Below are 17,562 nucleotides of genomic sequence, written 5' to 3'. Positions count from 1 at the left end.
CGCACGGGCGGGGCGACCAGGAGGTCGACCGCCGCTTGGCACACTATTAATGTCCTGATCGCGGCGGGAGACCCCGGTCGAGATCGATCGCGTCACCGAGGGGTCTCCTGCGACGACAGCGAACAGGACCCCGTGACATCCTCAGGGACATGCAGACCTGGCCAGGCCACCCCTACCCCCTCGGCGCCACGTACGACGGCACGGGGACCAACTTCGCGCTGTTCTCCGAGATCGCCGAGCGCGTCGAGCTCTGCCTCTTCAACGACGACGGCACCGAGACCCGCGTCGACGTCCAGGAGATCGACGCGCACGTCTGGCACGTCTACCTCCCGGGCAAGGGACCCGGCACGCGCTACGGCTACCGCGTGCACGGCCCCTACGACCCCGCGAACGGCCACCGCTGCAACCCGGCGAAGCTCCTGCTCGACCCGTACGCGAAGGCGATCGAGGGGCAGATCGACGGCGACGAGTCGCTGTTCTCCTACCGCTTCGCCGACGCGGACGAGGTCGCGCAGGCGGACGAGCCCGCCGAGGGCGAGGAGGACGACGCGCCCCCGCCCGCTCCCCCGCTCAACGACGACGACTCGGCCGGGCACACGATGATGTCGGTCGTCATCAACCCGTTCTTCGACTGGGGCCACGACCGCCCGCCGAACCGGGACTACCACGACAGCGTCATCTACGAGGCGCACGTCAAGGGCATGACGATGCTCCACCCGGACGTGCCCGAGGAGCTGCGCGGCACCTACGCGGGGATGGCGCACCCGGCCGTCGTCGAGCACCTCGTGACGCTGGGCGTCACGGCGGTCGAGCTCATGCCCGTGCACCAGTTCGTCAACGACCCCACGCTCGTCGAGAAGGGGCTGTCGAACTACTGGGGCTACAACACCATCGGGTTCTTCGCGCCCCACAACGGCTACGCGGCCCACGGGACGCGCGGGCAGCAGGTCATGGAGTTCAAGACCATGGTCAAGGCGCTGCACGAGGCCGGCATCGAGGTCATCCTCGACGTGGTCTACAACCACACCGCGGAGGGCAACCACCTCGGCCCGACGCTGAGCTTCCGCGGCATCGACAACAAGGCCTACTACCGGCTCGTGGACGGCGACGAGGCGCACTACTTCGACACGACCGGCACGGGCAACTCGCTGCTCATGCGCTCGCCGCACGTGCTCCAGCTCATCATGGACTCGCTGCGGTACTGGGTGACCGAGATGCACGTGGACGGGTTCCGCTTCGACCTCGCGGCCACGCTCGCGCGCCAGTTCCACGAGGTCGACCGCCTCTCGGCGTTCTTCGACATCGTGCAGCAGGACCCGGTCATCTCCCAGGTCAAGCTCATCGCCGAGCCCTGGGACCTCGGCGACGGCGGCTACCAGGTGGGCGGCTTCCCGCCCCTGTGGACCGAGTGGAACGGGCGCTACCGCGACACGGTGCGCGACTTCTGGCGCGGCGAGCCCTCGACGCTGCCCGAGCTCGCGAGCCGCCTCACGGGCTCGTCCGACCTCTACGAGCACGGCGGGCGCAAGCCCATCGCCTCGATCAACTTCGTCACCGCGCACGACGGCTTCACGCTCAACGACCTCGTGTCGTACAACGAGAAGCACAACGAGGCGAACGGCGAGGACAACAACGACGGCGAGAGCCACAACCGGTCCTGGAACTGCGGGGTCGAGGGCCCGACGGACGACCCCGACGTGCGGTCGCTGCGGGCGCGCCAGCGCCGGAACTTCTTCGCCACGCTGCTGCTCTCACAGGGCGTGCCCATGCTCGCGCACGGCGACGAGATCGCGCGCACCCAGCGCGGCAACAACAACGGCTACTGCCAGGACAACGAGATCACCTGGATGGACTGGGGCGGCGAGGAGGGCCTCGACGACGAGCGGGCCGCGCTCCTCGACTTCGCGCGCCGGGTCGTGTGGCTGCGCCGCGACCACCCCGTGCTGCACCGGCGGCGCTTCTTCGTGGGCCGGCAGGACGGCGCGGAGCCGGGCATGCCCGAGGGTCCCGACGACCTCCCGGACATCGAGTGGCTCGACATCACCGGCTCGCGCATGGACCAGCAGGACTGGGACCACGCCTACGCGCGCACCGTCATGGTGTTCCTCAACGGCGACGCGATCCCCGAGCAGGACCGGCGCGGCGAGCCGATCGTCGACGACTCGTTCCTGCTGCTGCTCAACGCGCACTCCGAGGAGCTGGACTTCACCGTGCCGCCGGCGGCCTACGGGGAGAGCTGGGACGTCGTGCTGGACACCGACGGCACGGTCGACGTCGGCGAGGTGCTGCAGCCCGGGGAGACCGTGTCCGTGACGGGCCGCAGCGTCATCGTCCTGACCCGCCCGCCGCTGCGATGACCGCCGTCTCCCCCGCCGGCACGCCGGGCGCGCCGCTCCGCGTCCCGGTGTCGACGTACCGGCTCCAGCTCGGCCCCGACCTCACGTTCGACGACGCCGCGCGCCAGGTGCCGTACCTCGCGAGCCTCGGCGTCACGCACCTCTACCTCTCGCCGGTGCTCCAGGCGGCGCCCGGGTCGACCCACGGGTACGACGTCGTCGACCACACGCGGATCAGCGACGAGCTCGGCGGGCGCGAGGGCCTCGGCCGGCTCGCGGCCGCGGCCCGCGACGCGGGCCTGGGCATGGTGCTCGACGTCGTCCCGAACCACATGGCGGTCCCCACCCCCGCGTGGCACAACCGTGCGCTGTGGTCGGTCCTGGAGGAGGGCTCCGCCTCCCCGTACGCCCGGTGGTTCGACGTCGACTGGTCGGCGGGCGAGGGCGCGGTCCTCATGCCCGTCCTCGGCGCGCGCCTCGGCGACGTGCTCGCGGCGGGCGAGCTCGTGCTGGACGAGGTCGAGGTCCCGGGCACGCCCGGGCCCCGGCGCGTGCTGCGCTACTACGACCACGTGTTCCCCGTGCGCGCCGGGACGGAGGACCTGCCGCTCGCGGAGCTCGTCGAGCGCCAGCACTACCGGCTGGCCTACTGGCGCGTGGGCGACGAGGAGCTCAACTACCGCCGGTTCTTCGACGTCGGGTCGCTCGTCGCGGTCCGGGTCGAGGACGAGGAGGTGTTCGACGCGACGCACGCGCTCGTGCTCGACCTCGTCACGTCCGGGGTCGTCGACGGCCTGCGCATCGACCACCCCGACGGCCTCGCGGACCCGGCGCAGTACCTGCAGCGCCTCGCGGACCGCACCGACGGCGCGTGGGTCGTCGTCGAGAAGATCCTGGCGGGCGAGGAGCAGGTGCCGCCCGACTGGGCGACGGTCGGGACGACCGGCTACGACGTCGCGTGGCGCCTGCAGCAGCTCTTCGTCGACCCGGGCGGCCGGTCGGGCCTCGACGCGGTGATGACGCGCCTCACGGGCGCGCCGCCCGGCGGCCTCGGCGCGCTCGTCGAGGAGGCGAAGCGCGAGGTCGTCGCCGGGCCGCTCTACGCGGAGGTGCACCGGCTCACGGACCTGGCGGCCGCCGTCTGCCACGACGACCCGCGCCTGCGCGACCACACGTGGCGCGGCCTGCACCAGTGCCTGCGCGAGCTGCTCGTCGCGTTCGACCGCTACCGCGCGTACGTGGTGCCGGGCACCCCGCCGCGGCACGAGGCGGTCCGGGCCGTCGAGGAGGCGGCCGAGCGCGCCCGCGCGCACCTCGACCCGCAGCGCGCGGAGACGCTCGCCGTCGTCGTGGACCTCGTGCTCGGCCGCGAGGTCGGCAGCGCGGGGCGACGGCGCGAGGCGCGCCGCGACGAGCTCGTCGTGCGCTTCCAGCAGGTGTGCGGGGCCGTGACGGCGAAGGGCGTCGAGGACACGGCGTTCTACCGCTGGACCGAGCTCGTGAGCCTGTGCGAGGTCGGGGGCGAGCCGGACCGGTTCAGCCTCGGCGTGCACGACTGGCACGCGTTCGCGCAGCGGTTCGCCGCGCTCACCCCGCACGCCCTCACGGCCGGGTCGACGCACGACACCAAGCGCGGCGAGGACACGCGCGCGGCCCTCGGCGTGCTGTCCGAGGACGCGGGCGCGTGGTCGCGGCTCGTCGACGAGGTGCGCGCGGCGACCGCCCCCTACCGCGGGGTCCTCGTCGACGGTCTCGCCGAGAACCTGCTGTGGCAGACCGTGGCCGGGACCTGGCTCCCCGACGCGACCACGCCGGACGACGCGCCCGACGGCACGTCCGAGGCCGCGATCTCTCCCGACCGGCTCGTCGACTACCTGCGCAAGGCGCTGCGCGAGGCGAAGGTCGCGACGTCGTGGACGAGCCCGGACGAGGCGTACGAGGAGGCCGTGGCCGAGCTCGCCCGCCGCGCGCTCGCCGACCCCGCCGTGACCGGGGCGTTCGCCCGGTGGGCGCGCGAGCACCGCGAGGAGCTGCGCGCCGCGAGCCTCGGGATCACGCTCACGCGGCTCACGGCCCCGGGCGTCGCGGACGTCTACCAGGGCGCCGAATCGTACGCGCCCACGCTCGTCGACCCGGACAACCGCCGCCCCGTGGACGTCGACGACCTCACCGAGCGCCTCGCGCGGCTCGACGGTGGCGCGCCCGCGCGCACGCTCGCGGACGAGAAGCTGCTCGTCACCGCGCGCGCCCTGCGCGTGCGCCGCGCCCTCGCCGCCGCGTTCGTCGGCGACGGCGCCGGGTACGCGCCCGTCGCGTCGTCGACGCCGTGCGCGCTCGCGTTCGCGCGTACGGCCCCGGCCGGCACCCCCACCGGCGACCCCGCGACCGCCGACGCGTCCGGTGGCGACCGGCAAGACGACGCGGCCGTCGCGCACGTCGTCACGGTGGCGACCCGGCTCGCCGGGACGGTCGACCGCCTCGGCGGGTGGCGCGACCACGTCGTCGCGCTCCCCGCGGGCACGGGCACGTGGGTCGACGTGCTCACCGGGCGCGAGCACCCGGCCGGGAGCGTCCGCGTCGCGGACCTGCTCGCCGACCTGCCGGTCGCGCTGCTCGTCGCGCCGGGCTCCGCCGCGAGCGCCGCGGCGACGGGCGAGGGCGCCGCCGCGACGGGCGAGGGCGCACCGTGACGGCGGGCGCACCGGCCCCGCCCCCGCGCGTCCCCGCACCCCAGGCCACGCCCCTCCTCGCCGTGCCGGGGCCGCGGCCCGTGGTGTGGGCGCCGACGGCGCGCAGCGTCGAGCTCCTGCTGCCGGAGCAGGGCTCGGGCACGTTCGAGGGCGCCGAGCGCCTCCCGCTGCGCCTCGTGGGCGCGCACGTGCCGGGCTGGTGGGGGTACGACCACGAGCTGCCGTGGGGCACGGACTACGGGTACTCCGTCGACGGCGGTCCGGGCCGCCCGGACCCGCGCAGCCCGTGGCAGCCGTACGGGGTGCACGGGCCGAGCCGCACGTTCGACCCGGCGTTCGCCTGGACGGACGCCGCGTGGCCGGGCCGCGACGTGCGCGGCGAGGTTCTCTACGAGCTGCACGTCGGGACGTTCACGCCGCAGGGCACGCTCGACGCGGCGATCGACCGGCTCGACCACCTGGTCGCGCTGGGCGTCGGCGCGGTCGAGCTCCTGCCGGTCGCGGCGTTCGGGGGCGAGCGCGGCTGGGGCTACGACGGCGTGCACCTGTACGCGGTGCACGAGCCGTACGGCGGTCCGCGCGCGCTCCAGCGGTTCGTGGACGCCGCGCACGCCCGGGGGCTCGCGGTGGTGCTCGACGTCGTCTACAACCACCTCGGCCCGTCGGGGAACTACCTGCCGGAGTTCGGCCCGTACTTCACGGACGCGCACACGACCCCGTGGGGCTCGGCCGTGAACCTCGATCGCCCGGGCAGCCGGGAGGTGCGCGAGTGGGTGATCGACAACGCCGAGCGGTGGTTCGTCGAGTTCCACGTGGACGCGCTGCGGCTCGACGCGGTGCACGCCCTCGTCGACGACTCCCCGACGCACCTCCTCGCGGAGCTCGCGCGGCGCGTGGACCGCGTGGAGCAGGAGCTCGGGCGGCCGCTGACGCTCGTCGCCGAGTCGGACGAGAACGACCCCGCGACCGTGACGGGCGTGGAGCAGGGCGGGCGCGGGATGCGGGCCCAGTGGGCGGACGACGTCCACCACGCCGTGCACGCGCTGCTCACCGGGGAGCGCCAGGGCTACTACGTCGACTTCGGCTCGGTCGCGGTGCTGCGCAAGGCGCTCACGGGCGTGTTCGTGCACGACGGCACGTTCTCGACGTTCCGCGGGCGCGACTGGGGTCACCCGGTCCCCGCCGGGACCGACGGCCACGCGTTCGTCGTGAGCGCGCAGAACCACGACCAGGTGGGCAACCGCGCGCACGGCGACCGGCCGTCGGCGACGCTCGACGGCGGCGGTCTCGCGACGGCCGCGGCGCTCGTGCTCGTGTCGCCGTTCACGCCGATGCTGTTCATGGGCGAGGAGTGGGGCGCGTCCACGCCGTGGCAGTTCTTCACGGACCACGCGGAGCCGGAGCTCGCGGAGGCGGTCCGCGCGGGCCGGGCGGCCGAGTTCGCCGACCACGGGTGGGGCGGCGGCGACCCCGTGCCCGACCCGCAGGCCCGCTCGACGCGGGACGCGAGCGTCCTCGACTGGTCCGAGCGGGAGCGCGGCAAGCACGCGCGCCTGCTCGCCTGGTACCGGGACCTGGTGGCACTGCGGTCGCGGCCCGACGTGCGCTCGGGCGACCTCTCGCTCGTGCGCGTCCACGGCCCGGGCGGCCCGGACGACGACGCGTCGGGCGAGGAGCCGACGACGGGCGCCGCCCCGCACGGCGGGCCCGCGTTCGTCGTGGACCGGCGCACCGTCGCGGTCGCGGTGAACCTCGGGGACGCCCCGCGGCGCCTGCGGCTCGCGCTCGGCGGCACGCCGCGCGTGCTCGCCGCCTGGGACCCGGCGACCCGGGCGGGCCGGCACCACGTCGACCTGCCCGCGCGTTCGGTCGCCGTCCTGGCGCGCGGGTGACTACGCTCGCGCCCATGGCGACGACGACGAAGACGAAGGCCACGCACGGCGGCGGCGCGGAGGGCGCCTGGGAGGTCCCGCCGGAGCGGGCGCTGCGGGTGCCGGAGGGCTTCGACCTCGCGGCGTTCGACCGCGCGTCGACCCCGGGGTTCACGGGCGACAAGGCCGCCGGGAAGGCCCTCGTCGCGCAGCACGCGGACGAGCTGTCCGAGCTGCAGGAGCGCCTCTTCGCGGAGGGCCGCTCGGGCGGGTCGCGGTCGGTGCTCCTCGTGCTGCAGGGCATGGACACCGCGGGCAAGGGCGGGATCGTGCGGCACGTCGTCGGGCTCGTCGACCCGCAGGGCGTCGCGCACCGGTCGTTCGGGGTGCCCACGCCCGAGGAGCGGCGGCACGACTACCTGTGGCGGATCCGCCGCGCGCTGCCCGAGCCGGGGTACATCGGCGTCTTCGACCGGTCGCACTACGAGGACGTGCTCGTCGCGCGCGTCGACGCGCTCGTGCCGCCCGAGGTCTGGGAGTCGCGCTACGACGAGATCAACCGCTTCGAGGCCGAGGTCGCCGCGGCGGGGACGACGATCGTCAAGGTCGCCCTGCTCGTCTCCTACGAGGAGCAGCGCGCGCGGCTCATGGAGCGGCTCGAGCGCCCGGACAAGTTCTGGAAGTACAACCCGAACGACGTCGACTCGCGCCAGAAGTGGCCCGCGTACCAGGAGGCGTACCAGGCCGTCCTCGACCGGACGAGCACCGACGTCGCGCCGTGGCACGTGGTGCCGGCCGACCGGAAGTGGTTCGCGCGCCTCGCGGTGAGCGAGCTCCTGCTCGACGCGCTGCGCGGCCTCGACCTCGGGTGGCCCCCGGCCGACTTCGACGTCGCGGTCGAGAAGGCGCGCCTCGCCGCGACGTGACGCTCAGGCCGCGCCGCGCGCGACCGTGCGGCCGTCCTCCGCGAGCGCGCCGAGGCGCGAGAGCGCGCGGTAGTACTTCTTGCGGTACCCGCCGCGCAGCATCTCCTCGGTGAACAGGCTCCGCTCCCCCGTGTACGCGTCGGTCCCGGCGAGGAGCACGGGCACGTCGCGGTCGTAGAGGCGGTCGACGAGCACGACGAGGCGCAGCGCCGCGGACTGCTCGGTGACGGGATGCACGCCCGTGAGCGCGACGACCTCGACGCCGTCGAGCAGCGCCCGGTATCGGCTGGGGTGGACCTGCGACAGGTGCGCGAGCAGGTCGTCGAACACGTCGAGGGTCGCGCCGGGCCGGCCGGTGACGGCCGCCCGCACGTCGGCCTCGGGCAGCGGCGCGGAGTCCGTGACGACCGCGCGGTGCCGGTAGTCCTCGCCGTCGACGCGCAGCACCTCGAACCGGGCCGCGAGCGCCTGGATCTCGCGCAGGAAGTCCTCGGCGGCGAAGCGGCCCTCGCCGAGGGCCTCGGGGAGCGTGTTCGACGTCGCGGCCAGCGCCACGCCGCGGTCCGCGAGCTCGCGCAGGAGCCGGGACATGAGGACGGTGTCGCCCGGGTCGTCGAGCTCGAACTCGTCGATGCACACGAGCTTCTTCGTGGCGAGCGCGTCCACCGTGGCCCGGAACCCGAGCGCGCCGACGAGGTTCGTGTACTCGACGAACGTGCCGTACGCGCTGACGTCGAGGCCCACCGCGTGCGCGAGGGACGTGAGCAGGTGGGTCTTGCCGACCCCGAACCCGCCGTCCATGTACACCGCGGGCGCAGTCTGCTTCCGGGCGCCGAACAGCCCCTTGCGCGCGGGCTTCACGACGGCGGTCGCGACCTCCTCGAGCCGCGCGACGGTGCGCGCCTGGCTCGGGTAGGCGGCGTTGGCGCGGTACGTCGAGAACCGCGCGTCGGCGAAGTGCCGCGGCGGCACGAGGTCGGCGAGGAGCCGGGCGGGAGGTACCGAGGGCCGGACGTCGGCGAGGGCGCGGACGGGCCCGCCGGGGGTCGGCGAGGAGGCCGACGCGCGGGCGGTGCCGGGGAGGGCTGCCGGGGCCGAGGAACCACCGGAGGCGGGCGCAGTCACGAGGATCCAGCCTACGCCTGCGGCTAGCCTGGCCGCTGTGACCTCGACCACCACCCCGCCCGGCGGGCCGGTCGCGCCCGGCGGGCGCACCGACCTCCCCGCGCTCGACGTGCTCCTGCCCGCCGCGGAGCACCTCCCGCCCGACCCGCGCGAGGACCGGCTCGCCGCGCTCTACGCCTACGGTTCCCCGGTGCGCGGGGCGAGCGTCGTGCGCGCGAACATGGTCGCGAGCGTCGACGGGGCGGCGTGGGGCCCCGACCAGCGGTCGGGGTCGATCAACGACGACGCGGACTGGCGCGTGTTCCGCGTCCTGCGGGCGCTGGCGGACGTGGTGCTCGTCGGGGCGGGCACGGCACGCGCCGAGGGCTACACCCCGCTCGGCCGGCCGCGCGGGCTGCGGCACCTGCACGACGCCCCGCTCGAGCTCGCCGTCGTCAGCCGCAGCGGCCGCGTGCCCCCGGCGCTCGCCGGGACGGACCGCCCGCCGTTCGTGCTGACCGGCCCGGCCGGGGCCGCCACCGCCCGGGGCGACGTGCCCGCGGACCGGGTGCTCGTCGTCGGGCAGGACGCGACGGACGACGCGCGCGGGCCACGCGACGCGCTCGACCTCGCCGCGGGGCTCGCCGCGCTCGCCGGGCGCGGCCTCACGCGCGTGCTCACCGAGGGCGGCCCGTCGCTGCTGGCGGACCTCCTCGCCGCGGACCTCGTCGACGAGCTGTGCGTGACGACCACCCCGACGCTCGTGGGGCCCGGACCGGGCCGGATCGTCGGCGGCGCCCCGGCTCCCGGGACGACGACGGCGCTCCCCCGCGGGGCACGCCTCACCCACCTGCTGCACGCCCCCGAGGACCGGCCCGGGTCGCCCGCCGGTACGACCGCCGCGCGCTGGCTCCTCCCGCTAGGCTGACCCGCGTGACCGACACGATCCTCGTCCTGACCGAAGACACGCTCAACCCGGCCGACGTGCAACACATCCTGTCGCTGCACGAGGACGAGCAGCTCGCCTACCGGGTGCTGGTCCCGGCGGACACCGAGCGCAACGTCATCTCGGGAATCATCGACCACCTCAGCGTGGGCGAGCTCAAGGAGGCGTGGGACGAGGTCCTGGGCCGCGAGCCCTCGCCCACGGCGGCGAAGGCGGAGGCGAGCGAGCAGCTCGAGCGCAGCGTGGCCGAGCTCCGCGCGGCGGGCCGGGAGGCGGACGGCGTCGTCGTCGACGACGACCCGCTGCCGGCGCTGCGCACGGCCGTCGCGTCCGGCGGGGCGCGCGAGATCGTCGTCGTGACCTACCCGCACGCGGTCGAGGACACGTTCCACACCGACTGGGCCTCCCGCGCGCGCGAGGAGCTGCACGTCCCCGTGCTGCACCTCTACTCGGGCACGAGCGAGCTGGGCTGATCCTCCGCGCGTCCGGCCGACGAGCGCGCCGGCCGGCCCGGCGGTCGGCGGACCCGCGGGGTCACGCCCCGCGGACGCGGTGCCCGGCGCGGCGGATCGTCGCGCGGGCGAGCTGGTCGGTCGAGTCGAGGTAGAGCGGGTCGGCGAGGAGGTCGTGGTCGACGGCGACCACGGACAGCTCCGTGCAGCCCAGCACGATCACCTGGGCCCCGCGCTCGACGAGCCGCCCCGCGACGGCGCGGAACGTCTCGATGTCGACCGGCCGCCCCGCCTTCACCTGCTCGTAGATGATCTGCGACACGAGCGCCTGGTCGCCGTCGTCGGGCACGAGCGCCTCGACCCCGTGGCGCGCGAACGCGTCCTGGTACACGCCCGACGCCGCGGTCCCCGCCGTCGCGAGCAGGCCCACCGCCCGCAGGTCGTCGACCCGCGCCCGCGCCGCGTCGACCGTCGTGTCGATGATGGACACGAACGGGACGCTGATCGCGTCGAGCACCTGCTGCGTGAAGTAGTGCGCGGTGTTGCACGGCATGACGAGGAAGTCCGCGCCGAAGCGCTCGAGCCGCTCCGCGTCCCGCGCGAGCACCGGGCCCGGGTCCGCGTCCGACCGCCCGAGGATGAAGTCCGTGCGGTCGGGGATCGTCGCGTGGTTGAGCACGACGGCGTCCACGTGGTCCTGGTCGCGCTCGGCCTCCGTGAGCGCGACGAGGAGCTGCAGGAAGTAGGCCGTGGCGAGCGGCCCGACACCTCCGAGCACTCCGACGAGGGGCTGGGCGTGGTCCTGGTCCGGTCGCGACGTCACCCGTGGATCCTACGGCGCCCGCGTCCCGGGGAGCGGGCGGCGCGGACCGTAGGATGGCGGACGCCCGCCGACCCGACAGAGAAACGGACGACCCTCCGCGATGACGTACGGCAACGCCGAGTTCCTCCCCATCGTCCTGGGGACCAACCTCAACACCTACAACATCGCGAGGTCGTTGCACGAGGCGTACGGCGTCCGCACGCTGGCCCTGGGCCGCTTCCCCCTGCGCGAGACGGCGGACTCCCGCATCGTCGACGTGCGCACCTACCGCGACTTCGACGACCCCGAGCGCATCGTCGCCGTCCTGCGCGAGCTCGCCGAGGAGTTCCCGGGCCGCAAGCGCCTGCTCATCGCGAACATCGAGTTCTACACGAACGTCGTCATCGCCCACCGGGCCGAGCTCGAGGACCTCTACGTCATCCCGCTCGTCGGCGAGGACCTGGCCGCGCGCCTCATGAACAAGACGGACTTCGCGCGCACGTGCGCGGAGCTCGGCGTGCCGCACCCGGAGACGGTGATCGCCACGGCGGCCGACGTCGACGCCCCCGGCTTCGGCGAGGACCTGCCCTTCCCGTACCCGCTCATCCTCAAGCCGGCCGACACCGACACCTACCCGCGCCTGCGGTTCGAGGGCAAGAAGAAGGTGTACCTCGTCCAGGACGCGGCCGAGCTGCGCGACGTCGGCCGCCGCATCTACGCCGCCGGCTACACGGACGACCTCATCGTCCAGGAGTACCTCGCGGGCGACGAGTCGGTCATGCGCGTGGTCAACACGTACTCCGACCGCCACGGCCGCCTGCGGTTCCTGTCCGCGGCCCAGATCGTGCTCGGCGAGTACGACCCGAAGCTCGTCGGGAACTACAACGCCGTCGTGACGATGAAGGACGACCGGCTCACGGAGTCCGTCCGGCACCTGCTCGACAGCCTCGGCTACGTCGGCGCCGCGAACCTGGACGTCATGTACGACCGCCGCACCGGCACGAGCAAGATCCTCGAGGTCAACCTGCGCCAGGGCGCGGCGAGCTTCTACACGATGGCCGCCGGCGGCAACCTCGCGCGCTGCTACGTCGAGGACCTCGTGTACGGGCGCGAGCTGCCCGAGCAGGTCACGTCGGACGCGCGCCTGTGGGTCAACGTGCCCTACCCCGTCGTCCGGGCGCTCGTCCCGGTGTCGCTGCGCCACCGCGTGAAGAAGGCCCGCAAGCACGGCGTGTGGCACACCCTGCGGTACGCGCCCGACCGCAGCCTGCGCCGCCGCCTGGACGTGTGGCGCGTGGACCTGCGCCACACGCTCGACTACGTGAAGTTCGCGCGCTCGCGCCCGTCGGCGTAACCGCGGGAGGTCCGGCGCCGACCAGGTGATTCTGACCCGTCCGGTGGCGCGGACGCGCCGGGATCGCCTGGTCGGCCGTCACGGACCGCCTGGTCGTGGGGCTCAGGCGCCCAGGGCGGACCGGACGGCCTCGACGAGGCGGCGCGCCGTCGCGACGCCGACCGTGGTCGGCAGGTTGACGACGCGCGCGACGAGGTCCTCCGTCGTCGCGAGCGCGGGGTCGCCCGGGGTGTACCCGTAGACCGCGGGGTCGTCCGGGCCCGGGAACAGCGCCGGCCGGTACCACTTGCCGACGTAGTACCCGGCGGCCGTGAGCTCGGCGACCAGGCGGTCGGCGGTCGCGGCGTCGGGCGCGAACAACGGGAACCGCACGAGCGGCGCGCGCTCCCCGATCCCGGCCGGGACCTCGACGACGCCCGACAGCCCGCGCACGTACTCCGCGACCGTGTCGGCGCGGCGCGCCTCGGTGTCGCCGCTGGACCGCAGCGCGTCGACCATGCGGTCCACCACCCACGCGGACGGGCGCTGCGGCGGGTGCGCGAGCCCGCCCCGGTTCTCCACGGGAGCGATCGCAGGCTCGTACGCCCCGACGGCCGTGAGCGCACCGCGCACCTTGCCCGCCGCCGCGCCGGGCAGGCGGTTGAGCACGCGCACCTGGGTGCGGAAGCTGCGCGCGGCGAGGTCGAGCCGCGGCCCGACGACGGGCAGCGCGTCGAGCGCCGCCACCGTCGCGGCGCGCAGCGCCGGGTCGAGCGCGGGGCTCACCCACACCGCCCCGCCGAAACGCGTGGGCAGCAGCTTCTCGACGCCGAACGAGTGGAACGAGACGTCGGCGACGGGCGTGCCGTCGGCGTCGCGCGCGAGGCGCCCCACGCAGTGCGCGCTGTCCTCGACGAGCAGCGCCCCGACGGAGCGCGCGGCGTCGCGCAGGCGCCGCGCCGCCGCCTCGTCGACGATGCCGAACGTGTTCTGCAGCACGACCGCCCGCGTGTCCGGGCCGACGGCGAGCCGGTCGGGGTCGATCGCGACCGTCGCCGGGGACACCTCGGCGTAGACCGGCCGCAGCCCGGCCACGAGCACCGGGTCGACCGCCGTCGAGCACGTGAACACCTGCGTGACCACGTCGCCCGGGCCCCGGGCCTCGGCGAGCGCGCGGAACACGACCTCCATCCCGTAGCGGGCCTTGAAGACGAGGAACCAGTCGGCCGGGTCGGTGCCCGTCCGGTCGGCGAGCATCCTCGTCGCGGTCGCGTCCTGCGGGTGGCGGCTCATCGTTCTCCGTGTCGTCCGGCGTCAGGGGTCGGGGCCGACGCAGCGGCCCGCGCGCCTAGCCTGCCACGTCGGCGGGCCGCCCGGGCCGAGCCGCTCGTCACGCGCACGGGGACCGGCCGCGCGACGGGACGTGCGGGCGACAGGACGTGCGGGCCGGGACGCGCGACGGCGGCCGCCGCGCCGGAGCGCGACGACCGCCGTCGGGACGTCGGGGAAAACGTCAGGCGTCGGACTCGGTGCGGTCGCCCGACCACTCGGTGTGGAAGACACCCGGCTTGTCGACGCGGCGGTAGGTGTGCGCGCCGAAGAAGTCGCGCTGCGCCTGGATCAGCGCGGCGGGCAGGCGCTCGGCCCGCACGCCGTCGTAGTAGGCGAGCGACGACGAGAACGCGGGCGTCGGCACGCCGTTGAGGGCGGCCTGCGCCACCACGCGACGCCACGCCGCGAGGCCGTTGCCGACCGCGCCGGTGAAGTACTCGTCGGCGAGGAGCAGCGGGAGCTGCGCGTCGCGCTCGTACGCCTCGGTGATGCGGTTGAGGAAGCGCGCGCGGATGATGCAGCCGCCGCGCCAGATGCGGGCCATCGCGCCGCGGTCGATGTCCCAGCCGTACTCGGCCGACGCGGCCGCGATCTGGTCGAAGCCCTGGGAGTACGCGACGACCTTCGACGCGTAGAGCGCGAGGCGCACGTCCTCGACGAACGCGTCGCGGTCCTGCACGTCCCACGCCGCGGCGTCGGCGGGCAGCGCGGCGCGGCCGGCCTCGCGCTGCGGGACCGAGCCGGACAGCGCGCGCGCGAACGTCGCCTCGGCGATGCCCGTGATCGGCACGCCGAGGTCGAGGCCGTTCTGCACCGTCCAGCGGCCGGTGCCCTTCTGCTCCGCCTGGTCGAGCACGACGTCGACGAACGCCTTGCCGGTCTCCGCGTCGACGTGCTGGAGCACGTCCGCGGTGATCTCGATGAGGAACGACTCGAGGTCGCCCGTGTTCCACTGCGCGAAGATCTCGCCGATCTCCTGCGCGGACGCGCCGAGCCCCTGCTTGAGCAGGTCGTACGCCTCGGCGATGAGCTGCATGTCGGCGTACTCGATGCCGTTGTGCACCATCTTGACGAAGTGGCCGGCGCCGTCGGGCCCGACGTAGGTGCAGCACGGCACGCCGTCGACCTTCGCCGAGATGTCCTCGAGGATCGGGCCGAGGCTCTGGTACGACTCGCGCGTGCCGCCCGGCATGATCGACGGGCCGTTGAGCGCGCCCTCCTCGCCGCCCGAGACGCCGGTGCCCACGAAGTGCAGGCCCAGCGCCGCGAGCGCCTTCTCCCGGCGGATCGTGTCGGGGAAGTGCGCGTTGCCGGCGTCGACGACGATGTCGCCCTCCTCCAGCAGCGGCACGAGCTCGTCGATGACCGCGTCGGTCGCCGCGCCCGCCTTGACCATGACGACGACCTTGCGCGGGCGCTCGAGCGAGGCCACGAAGTCCGCCATCGACTCCGACGGCACGAAGTCGCCCTCGGTGCCCGCCTCGGCGATCAGGGACTCGGTCTTGGCGTACGAGCGGTTGTGCACCGCGACCGTGTAGCCGTGCCGGGCGAAGTTGCGGGCCAGGTTGCGACCCATGACGGCGAGTCCGGTCACACCGATCTGTGCGCGTGCTGACATCTGCTTCCCTGCTCCTCGAGGGTCGGTCCCGGCGCACGACGGCTGCGCGCGGGAAGGCGCGGAACCGGGCCGGGCGCGGGCGCGCGGCCGGGTGCACCGGGGATGGATACGCTGCCAGCCTAGTCCTCGGGCGCCGTCGCGCCCCGGCGGTGCCACGATCCGGTCACCCGCAGGGATCGTGACGAAGTCGGGGTCACGATTCGATGACACCCGCGCGGCGTGCGTCCGACCCGCCCCTCCCGCTCGTACTGTGCCGGGGTGACCACCCCTCACGGGACCGACGCTCCCCCGGAGTTCCGTGCCGTCCTCGACGCCCTCGGCGCGCGACGGCTGCGACCCGAGGTGACGCTGCGCGAAGTCCCCGCCCCGCGCCGGATCGCGCCGTGGTCGGTCGCGCTCACGGGCGAGGTCGAGGCGGCGCGCTCCGACGACCCCGAGCTCGCGTCGGGGCGCTTCATCGTCCTCTACGATCCGGCGGGCCAAGAGGCGTGGGAGGGCCGGTTCCGCGTCGTGACGCTCGTGCGCGCGACGCTGGAGCCGGAGATGGCGGCGGAGGACGTGCTCGCCGAGGTCGCGTGGACGTGGCTCGAGGACGCCCTGCACGACACGGGCGCCGTCGTGCGCGCGGAGGGCGGCACGGTCACGCGCGTGCTGTCGCAGAGCTTCGGGGCGCTGGCCGGCAAGCACAACGACGTCGAGCTCGAGATGCGCGCGTCGTGGACGCCCGTCGCGCCGGGCCCGGGCACGGCCGACCTCGGGGACCACCTCGCGGCGTGGGCGCAGCTCCTGTGCACGGCCGCCGGGCTGCCGCCGCTGCCCGAGGGCGTGACCCCCCTCGGTGCTCGACCCCCCGCGCGACGCAATACCGTGGGCTCATGAGCTCGACCGCAGCACCCGCTCCCCCTCCGCTCGACGCCGCACCCGGGGCGGAGCGCGCCCCGACCGTCGTCACCCCGCTGACGGAGCCGTCCGACGGCGTCGGCCCCGTCGTCGACACGCCCGCCGCGTTCGCTCGCGTCGTCGAGGCGTTCGCCGCCGCGAGCGGCCCCGTGGCCGCCGACGCCGAGCGCGCGTCCGGCTACCGGTACGGCCAGCGCACCTACCTCGTGCAGGTGCGCCGCGAGGGCGCGGGCACCGCGCTCGTCGACCCGGTCGCCGTGCCCGACCTGTCGCCGCTGCGCGAGGCGGTCGGGGACGCCGAGTGGGTCCTGCACGCCGCGTCCCAGGACCTGCCGGGGCTCGCGGAGCACGGGGTCGTCCCGGCGAGCGTGTTCGACACCGAGCTCGCCGCCCGCCTGCTGGGGATGGAGCGCGTCGGCCTCGCGGCGGTGGTCGCCGAGGTGCTCGGGCTCGGCCTCGCCAAGGAGCACTCGGCGGTGGACTGGTCGACGCGGCCCCTGCCCGAGGACTGGCTGCGGTACGCGGCGCTCGACGTCGAGGTGCTCGTCCCGCTGCGCCGCGCGCTCGGGGAGCGGCTCGACGAGGCGGGCAAGGCGGACTGGGCGGCGCAGGAGTTCGAGGCCGTCCGTACCGCGGGGCCGCCGGCCCCTCGACCCGAGCCGTGGCGCCGGACGTCCGGCACGCACACGCTGCGCGACCCGCGGCGCCTGGCCGTGGTCCGCAGCCTGTGGGAGGCCCGCGACGCGACGGCCCGGGCCCGCGACATCGCCCCGGGGCGGGTCCTGCCCGACCGCGCGATCGTCGCCGCGGCGGAGGCGCTGCCGCGCACGGCCGGCCAGCTCGTCGAGCTGCCGCCGTTCGCGGGCAAGGGCACGCGCCGTCGCGCGGCGTACTGGCAGCGGGCCGTCGACGCCGCGCTCGCGCTGCCCGCGAGCGCGCTGCCGACCACGCGCGGGCCGCGCACGGACGCCCCTCCCCCGCCGCGCGCGTGGGCGGACCGCGACCCGGGCGCCGCGGCACGGCTCGACGCGGCGCGCGGCGTCGTGCAGGAGCTCGCCGAGCGGTACGCGCTGCCCGTCGAGAACGTGCTCCAGCCCGACGCCCTGCGGCGCCTGTGCTGGACGCCGCCGGAGCCCGCCGACGCGGCAGGGATCGCCGCGTTCCTGCGCGGCCGCGGGGCGCGCGAGTGGCAGGTGGGGCTCGTCGCGGAGCCCCTCGCGGACGCGTTCGAGCGCGCCGGCGAGCGGTAGCG

The 17,562-nt window shown here is 75.2% G+C and carries 13 protein-coding genes; 9 read left to right on the top strand and 4 right to left on the bottom strand.

Translation table 11 applies throughout. From position 1 onward, the window contains the following. The first annotated feature begins 149 nt into the window (after nucleotides 1-149). The 4 genes from glgX (at nucleotide 150) to ACI769_RS13455 (ending at nucleotide 7,823) form a co-directional block, all read left to right on the top strand. The gene (gene glgX / locus ACI769_RS13470; protein ID WP_085388016.1) at nucleotides 150-2,357 is read left to right on the top strand and encodes a glycogen debranching protein GlgX; all 2,208 of its coding nucleotides are present in this window, start codon (nucleotides 150-152) and stop codon (nucleotides 2,355-2,357) included. Continuing rightward, the gene (treY, locus tag ACI769_RS13465) at nucleotides 2,354-5,026 is read left to right on the top strand and encodes a malto-oligosyltrehalose synthase (RefSeq protein ID WP_085388017.1); all 2,673 of its coding nucleotides are present in this window, start codon (nucleotides 2,354-2,356) and stop codon (nucleotides 5,024-5,026) included. Before glgX ends, treY begins: the two co-directional genes overlap by 4 nt. 62 nt (nucleotides 5,027-5,088) lie before the next feature. Continuing rightward, nucleotides 5,089-6,918 carry a malto-oligosyltrehalose trehalohydrolase gene (gene treZ / locus ACI769_RS13460; protein ID WP_085388777.1) on the top strand — a complete coding sequence of 610 codons (1,830 nt, stop codon included), beginning with the start codon at nucleotides 5,089-5,091 and terminating at the stop codon, nucleotides 6,916-6,918. Nucleotides 6,919-6,932: 14 nt separating this feature from the next. Continuing rightward, a complete protein-coding gene (locus ACI769_RS13455) occupies nucleotides 6,933-7,823 on the top strand; it encodes a polyphosphate kinase 2 family protein (protein WP_051028334.1) in 891 nt (296 codons plus the stop codon). A gap of 3 nt (nucleotides 7,824-7,826) precedes the next feature. Here the strand turns inward: ACI769_RS13455 and zapE are convergent, their stop codons facing one another. After that, nucleotides 7,827-8,948, bottom strand: coding sequence for a cell division protein ZapE (gene zapE / locus ACI769_RS13450; protein WP_043656975.1), 1,122 nt, complete (start codon nucleotides 8,946-8,948; stop codon nucleotides 7,827-7,829). 37 nt (nucleotides 8,949-8,985) lie between these two features. On the opposite strand from zapE, the gene ACI769_RS13445 reads away from it, so the two are divergent. Together ACI769_RS13445 and ACI769_RS13440 are read left to right on the top strand one after the other, a co-directional pair. After that, a complete protein-coding gene (locus ACI769_RS13445; protein ID WP_085388018.1) occupies nucleotides 8,986-9,855 on the top strand; it encodes a dihydrofolate reductase family protein in 870 nt (289 codons plus the stop codon). Between the two features lie 5 nt (nucleotides 9,856-9,860). After that, on the top strand, nucleotides 9,861-10,346 hold the full coding sequence (locus tag ACI769_RS13440) for a hypothetical protein (RefSeq protein ID WP_085388019.1): 486 nt from the start codon (nucleotides 9,861-9,863) through the stop codon (nucleotides 10,344-10,346). A gap of 61 nt (nucleotides 10,347-10,407) precedes the next feature. Here ACI769_RS13440 and ACI769_RS13435 read toward each other — a convergent pair whose 3' ends face one another. After that, nucleotides 10,408-11,148, bottom strand: a complete 741-nt coding sequence (locus ACI769_RS13435) for an aspartate/glutamate racemase family protein (protein ID WP_051876965.1) — start codon at nucleotides 11,146-11,148, stop codon at nucleotides 10,408-10,410. 100 nt (nucleotides 11,149-11,248) lie between these two features. Between ACI769_RS13435 and ACI769_RS13430 the strand changes: the two genes are divergently transcribed. Next, nucleotides 11,249-12,481 (top strand): ATP-grasp domain-containing protein, encoded by a 1,233-nt coding sequence (locus tag ACI769_RS13430; RefSeq protein ID WP_085388020.1) that lies wholly within the window; start codon nucleotides 11,249-11,251, stop codon nucleotides 12,479-12,481. 102 nt (nucleotides 12,482-12,583) lie between these two features. On the opposite strand, the gene ACI769_RS13425 is transcribed toward ACI769_RS13430, so the two are convergent. Further along, nucleotides 12,584-13,753, bottom strand: coding sequence for a DegT/DnrJ/EryC1/StrS family aminotransferase (locus ACI769_RS13425; protein WP_085388021.1), 1,170 nt, complete (start codon nucleotides 13,751-13,753; stop codon nucleotides 12,584-12,586). A gap of 220 nt (nucleotides 13,754-13,973) precedes the next feature. Beyond that, on the bottom strand, nucleotides 13,974-15,410 hold the full coding sequence (gene gndA, locus ACI769_RS13420) for an NADP-dependent phosphogluconate dehydrogenase (protein ID WP_085388022.1): 1,437 nt from the start codon (nucleotides 15,408-15,410) through the stop codon (nucleotides 13,974-13,976). A gap of 258 nt (nucleotides 15,411-15,668) precedes the next feature. On the opposite strand from gndA, the gene ACI769_RS13415 reads away from it, so the two are divergent. Further along, entirely contained in the window at nucleotides 15,669-16,289 is a 621-nt protein-coding gene (locus ACI769_RS13415; RefSeq protein ID WP_034655857.1) for a DUF3000 domain-containing protein, read from the top strand. Further along, nucleotides 16,286-17,560, top strand: a complete 1,275-nt coding sequence (locus tag ACI769_RS13410) for an HRDC domain-containing protein (protein ID WP_409141738.1) — start codon at nucleotides 16,286-16,288, stop codon at nucleotides 17,558-17,560. The genes ACI769_RS13415 and ACI769_RS13410 overlap by 4 nt, the downstream gene beginning before the upstream one ends. Nucleotides 17,561-17,562 lie beyond the last annotated feature (2 nt).

Origin of the sequence: Cellulosimicrobium sp. RS (genome assembly GCF_046159675.1) — a bacterium.
GTDB classification, from domain to species: Bacteria; Actinomycetota; Actinomycetes; order Actinomycetales; family Cellulomonadaceae; genus Cellulosimicrobium; species Cellulosimicrobium funkei.
Note: the sequence above shows the minus strand (reverse complement) of the source record. Positions and strands in the feature narration are given on the sequence as shown.

Coding starts and splice junctions, on each gene's coding strand:
- gndA (WP_085388022.1), bottom strand. CDS start 15,410: ATGTCAGCACGCGCACAGATCGGTGTGACCGGACTCGCCGTCATGGGT.
- treY (WP_085388017.1), top strand. CDS start 2,354: ATGACCGCCGTCTCCCCCGCCGGCACGCCGGGCGCGCCGCTCCGCGTC.
- ACI769_RS13410 (WP_409141738.1), top strand. CDS start 16,286: ATGAGCTCGACCGCAGCACCCGCTCCCCCTCCGCTCGACGCCGCACCC.
- glgX (WP_085388016.1), top strand. CDS start 150: ATGCAGACCTGGCCAGGCCACCCCTACCCCCTCGGCGCCACGTACGAC.
- ACI769_RS13425 (WP_085388021.1), bottom strand. CDS start 13,753: ATGAGCCGCCACCCGCAGGACGCGACCGCGACGAGGATGCTCGCCGAC.
- ACI769_RS13430 (WP_085388020.1), top strand. CDS start 11,249: ATGACGTACGGCAACGCCGAGTTCCTCCCCATCGTCCTGGGGACCAAC.
- ACI769_RS13455 (WP_051028334.1), top strand. CDS start 6,933: ATGGCGACGACGACGAAGACGAAGGCCACGCACGGCGGCGGCGCGGAG.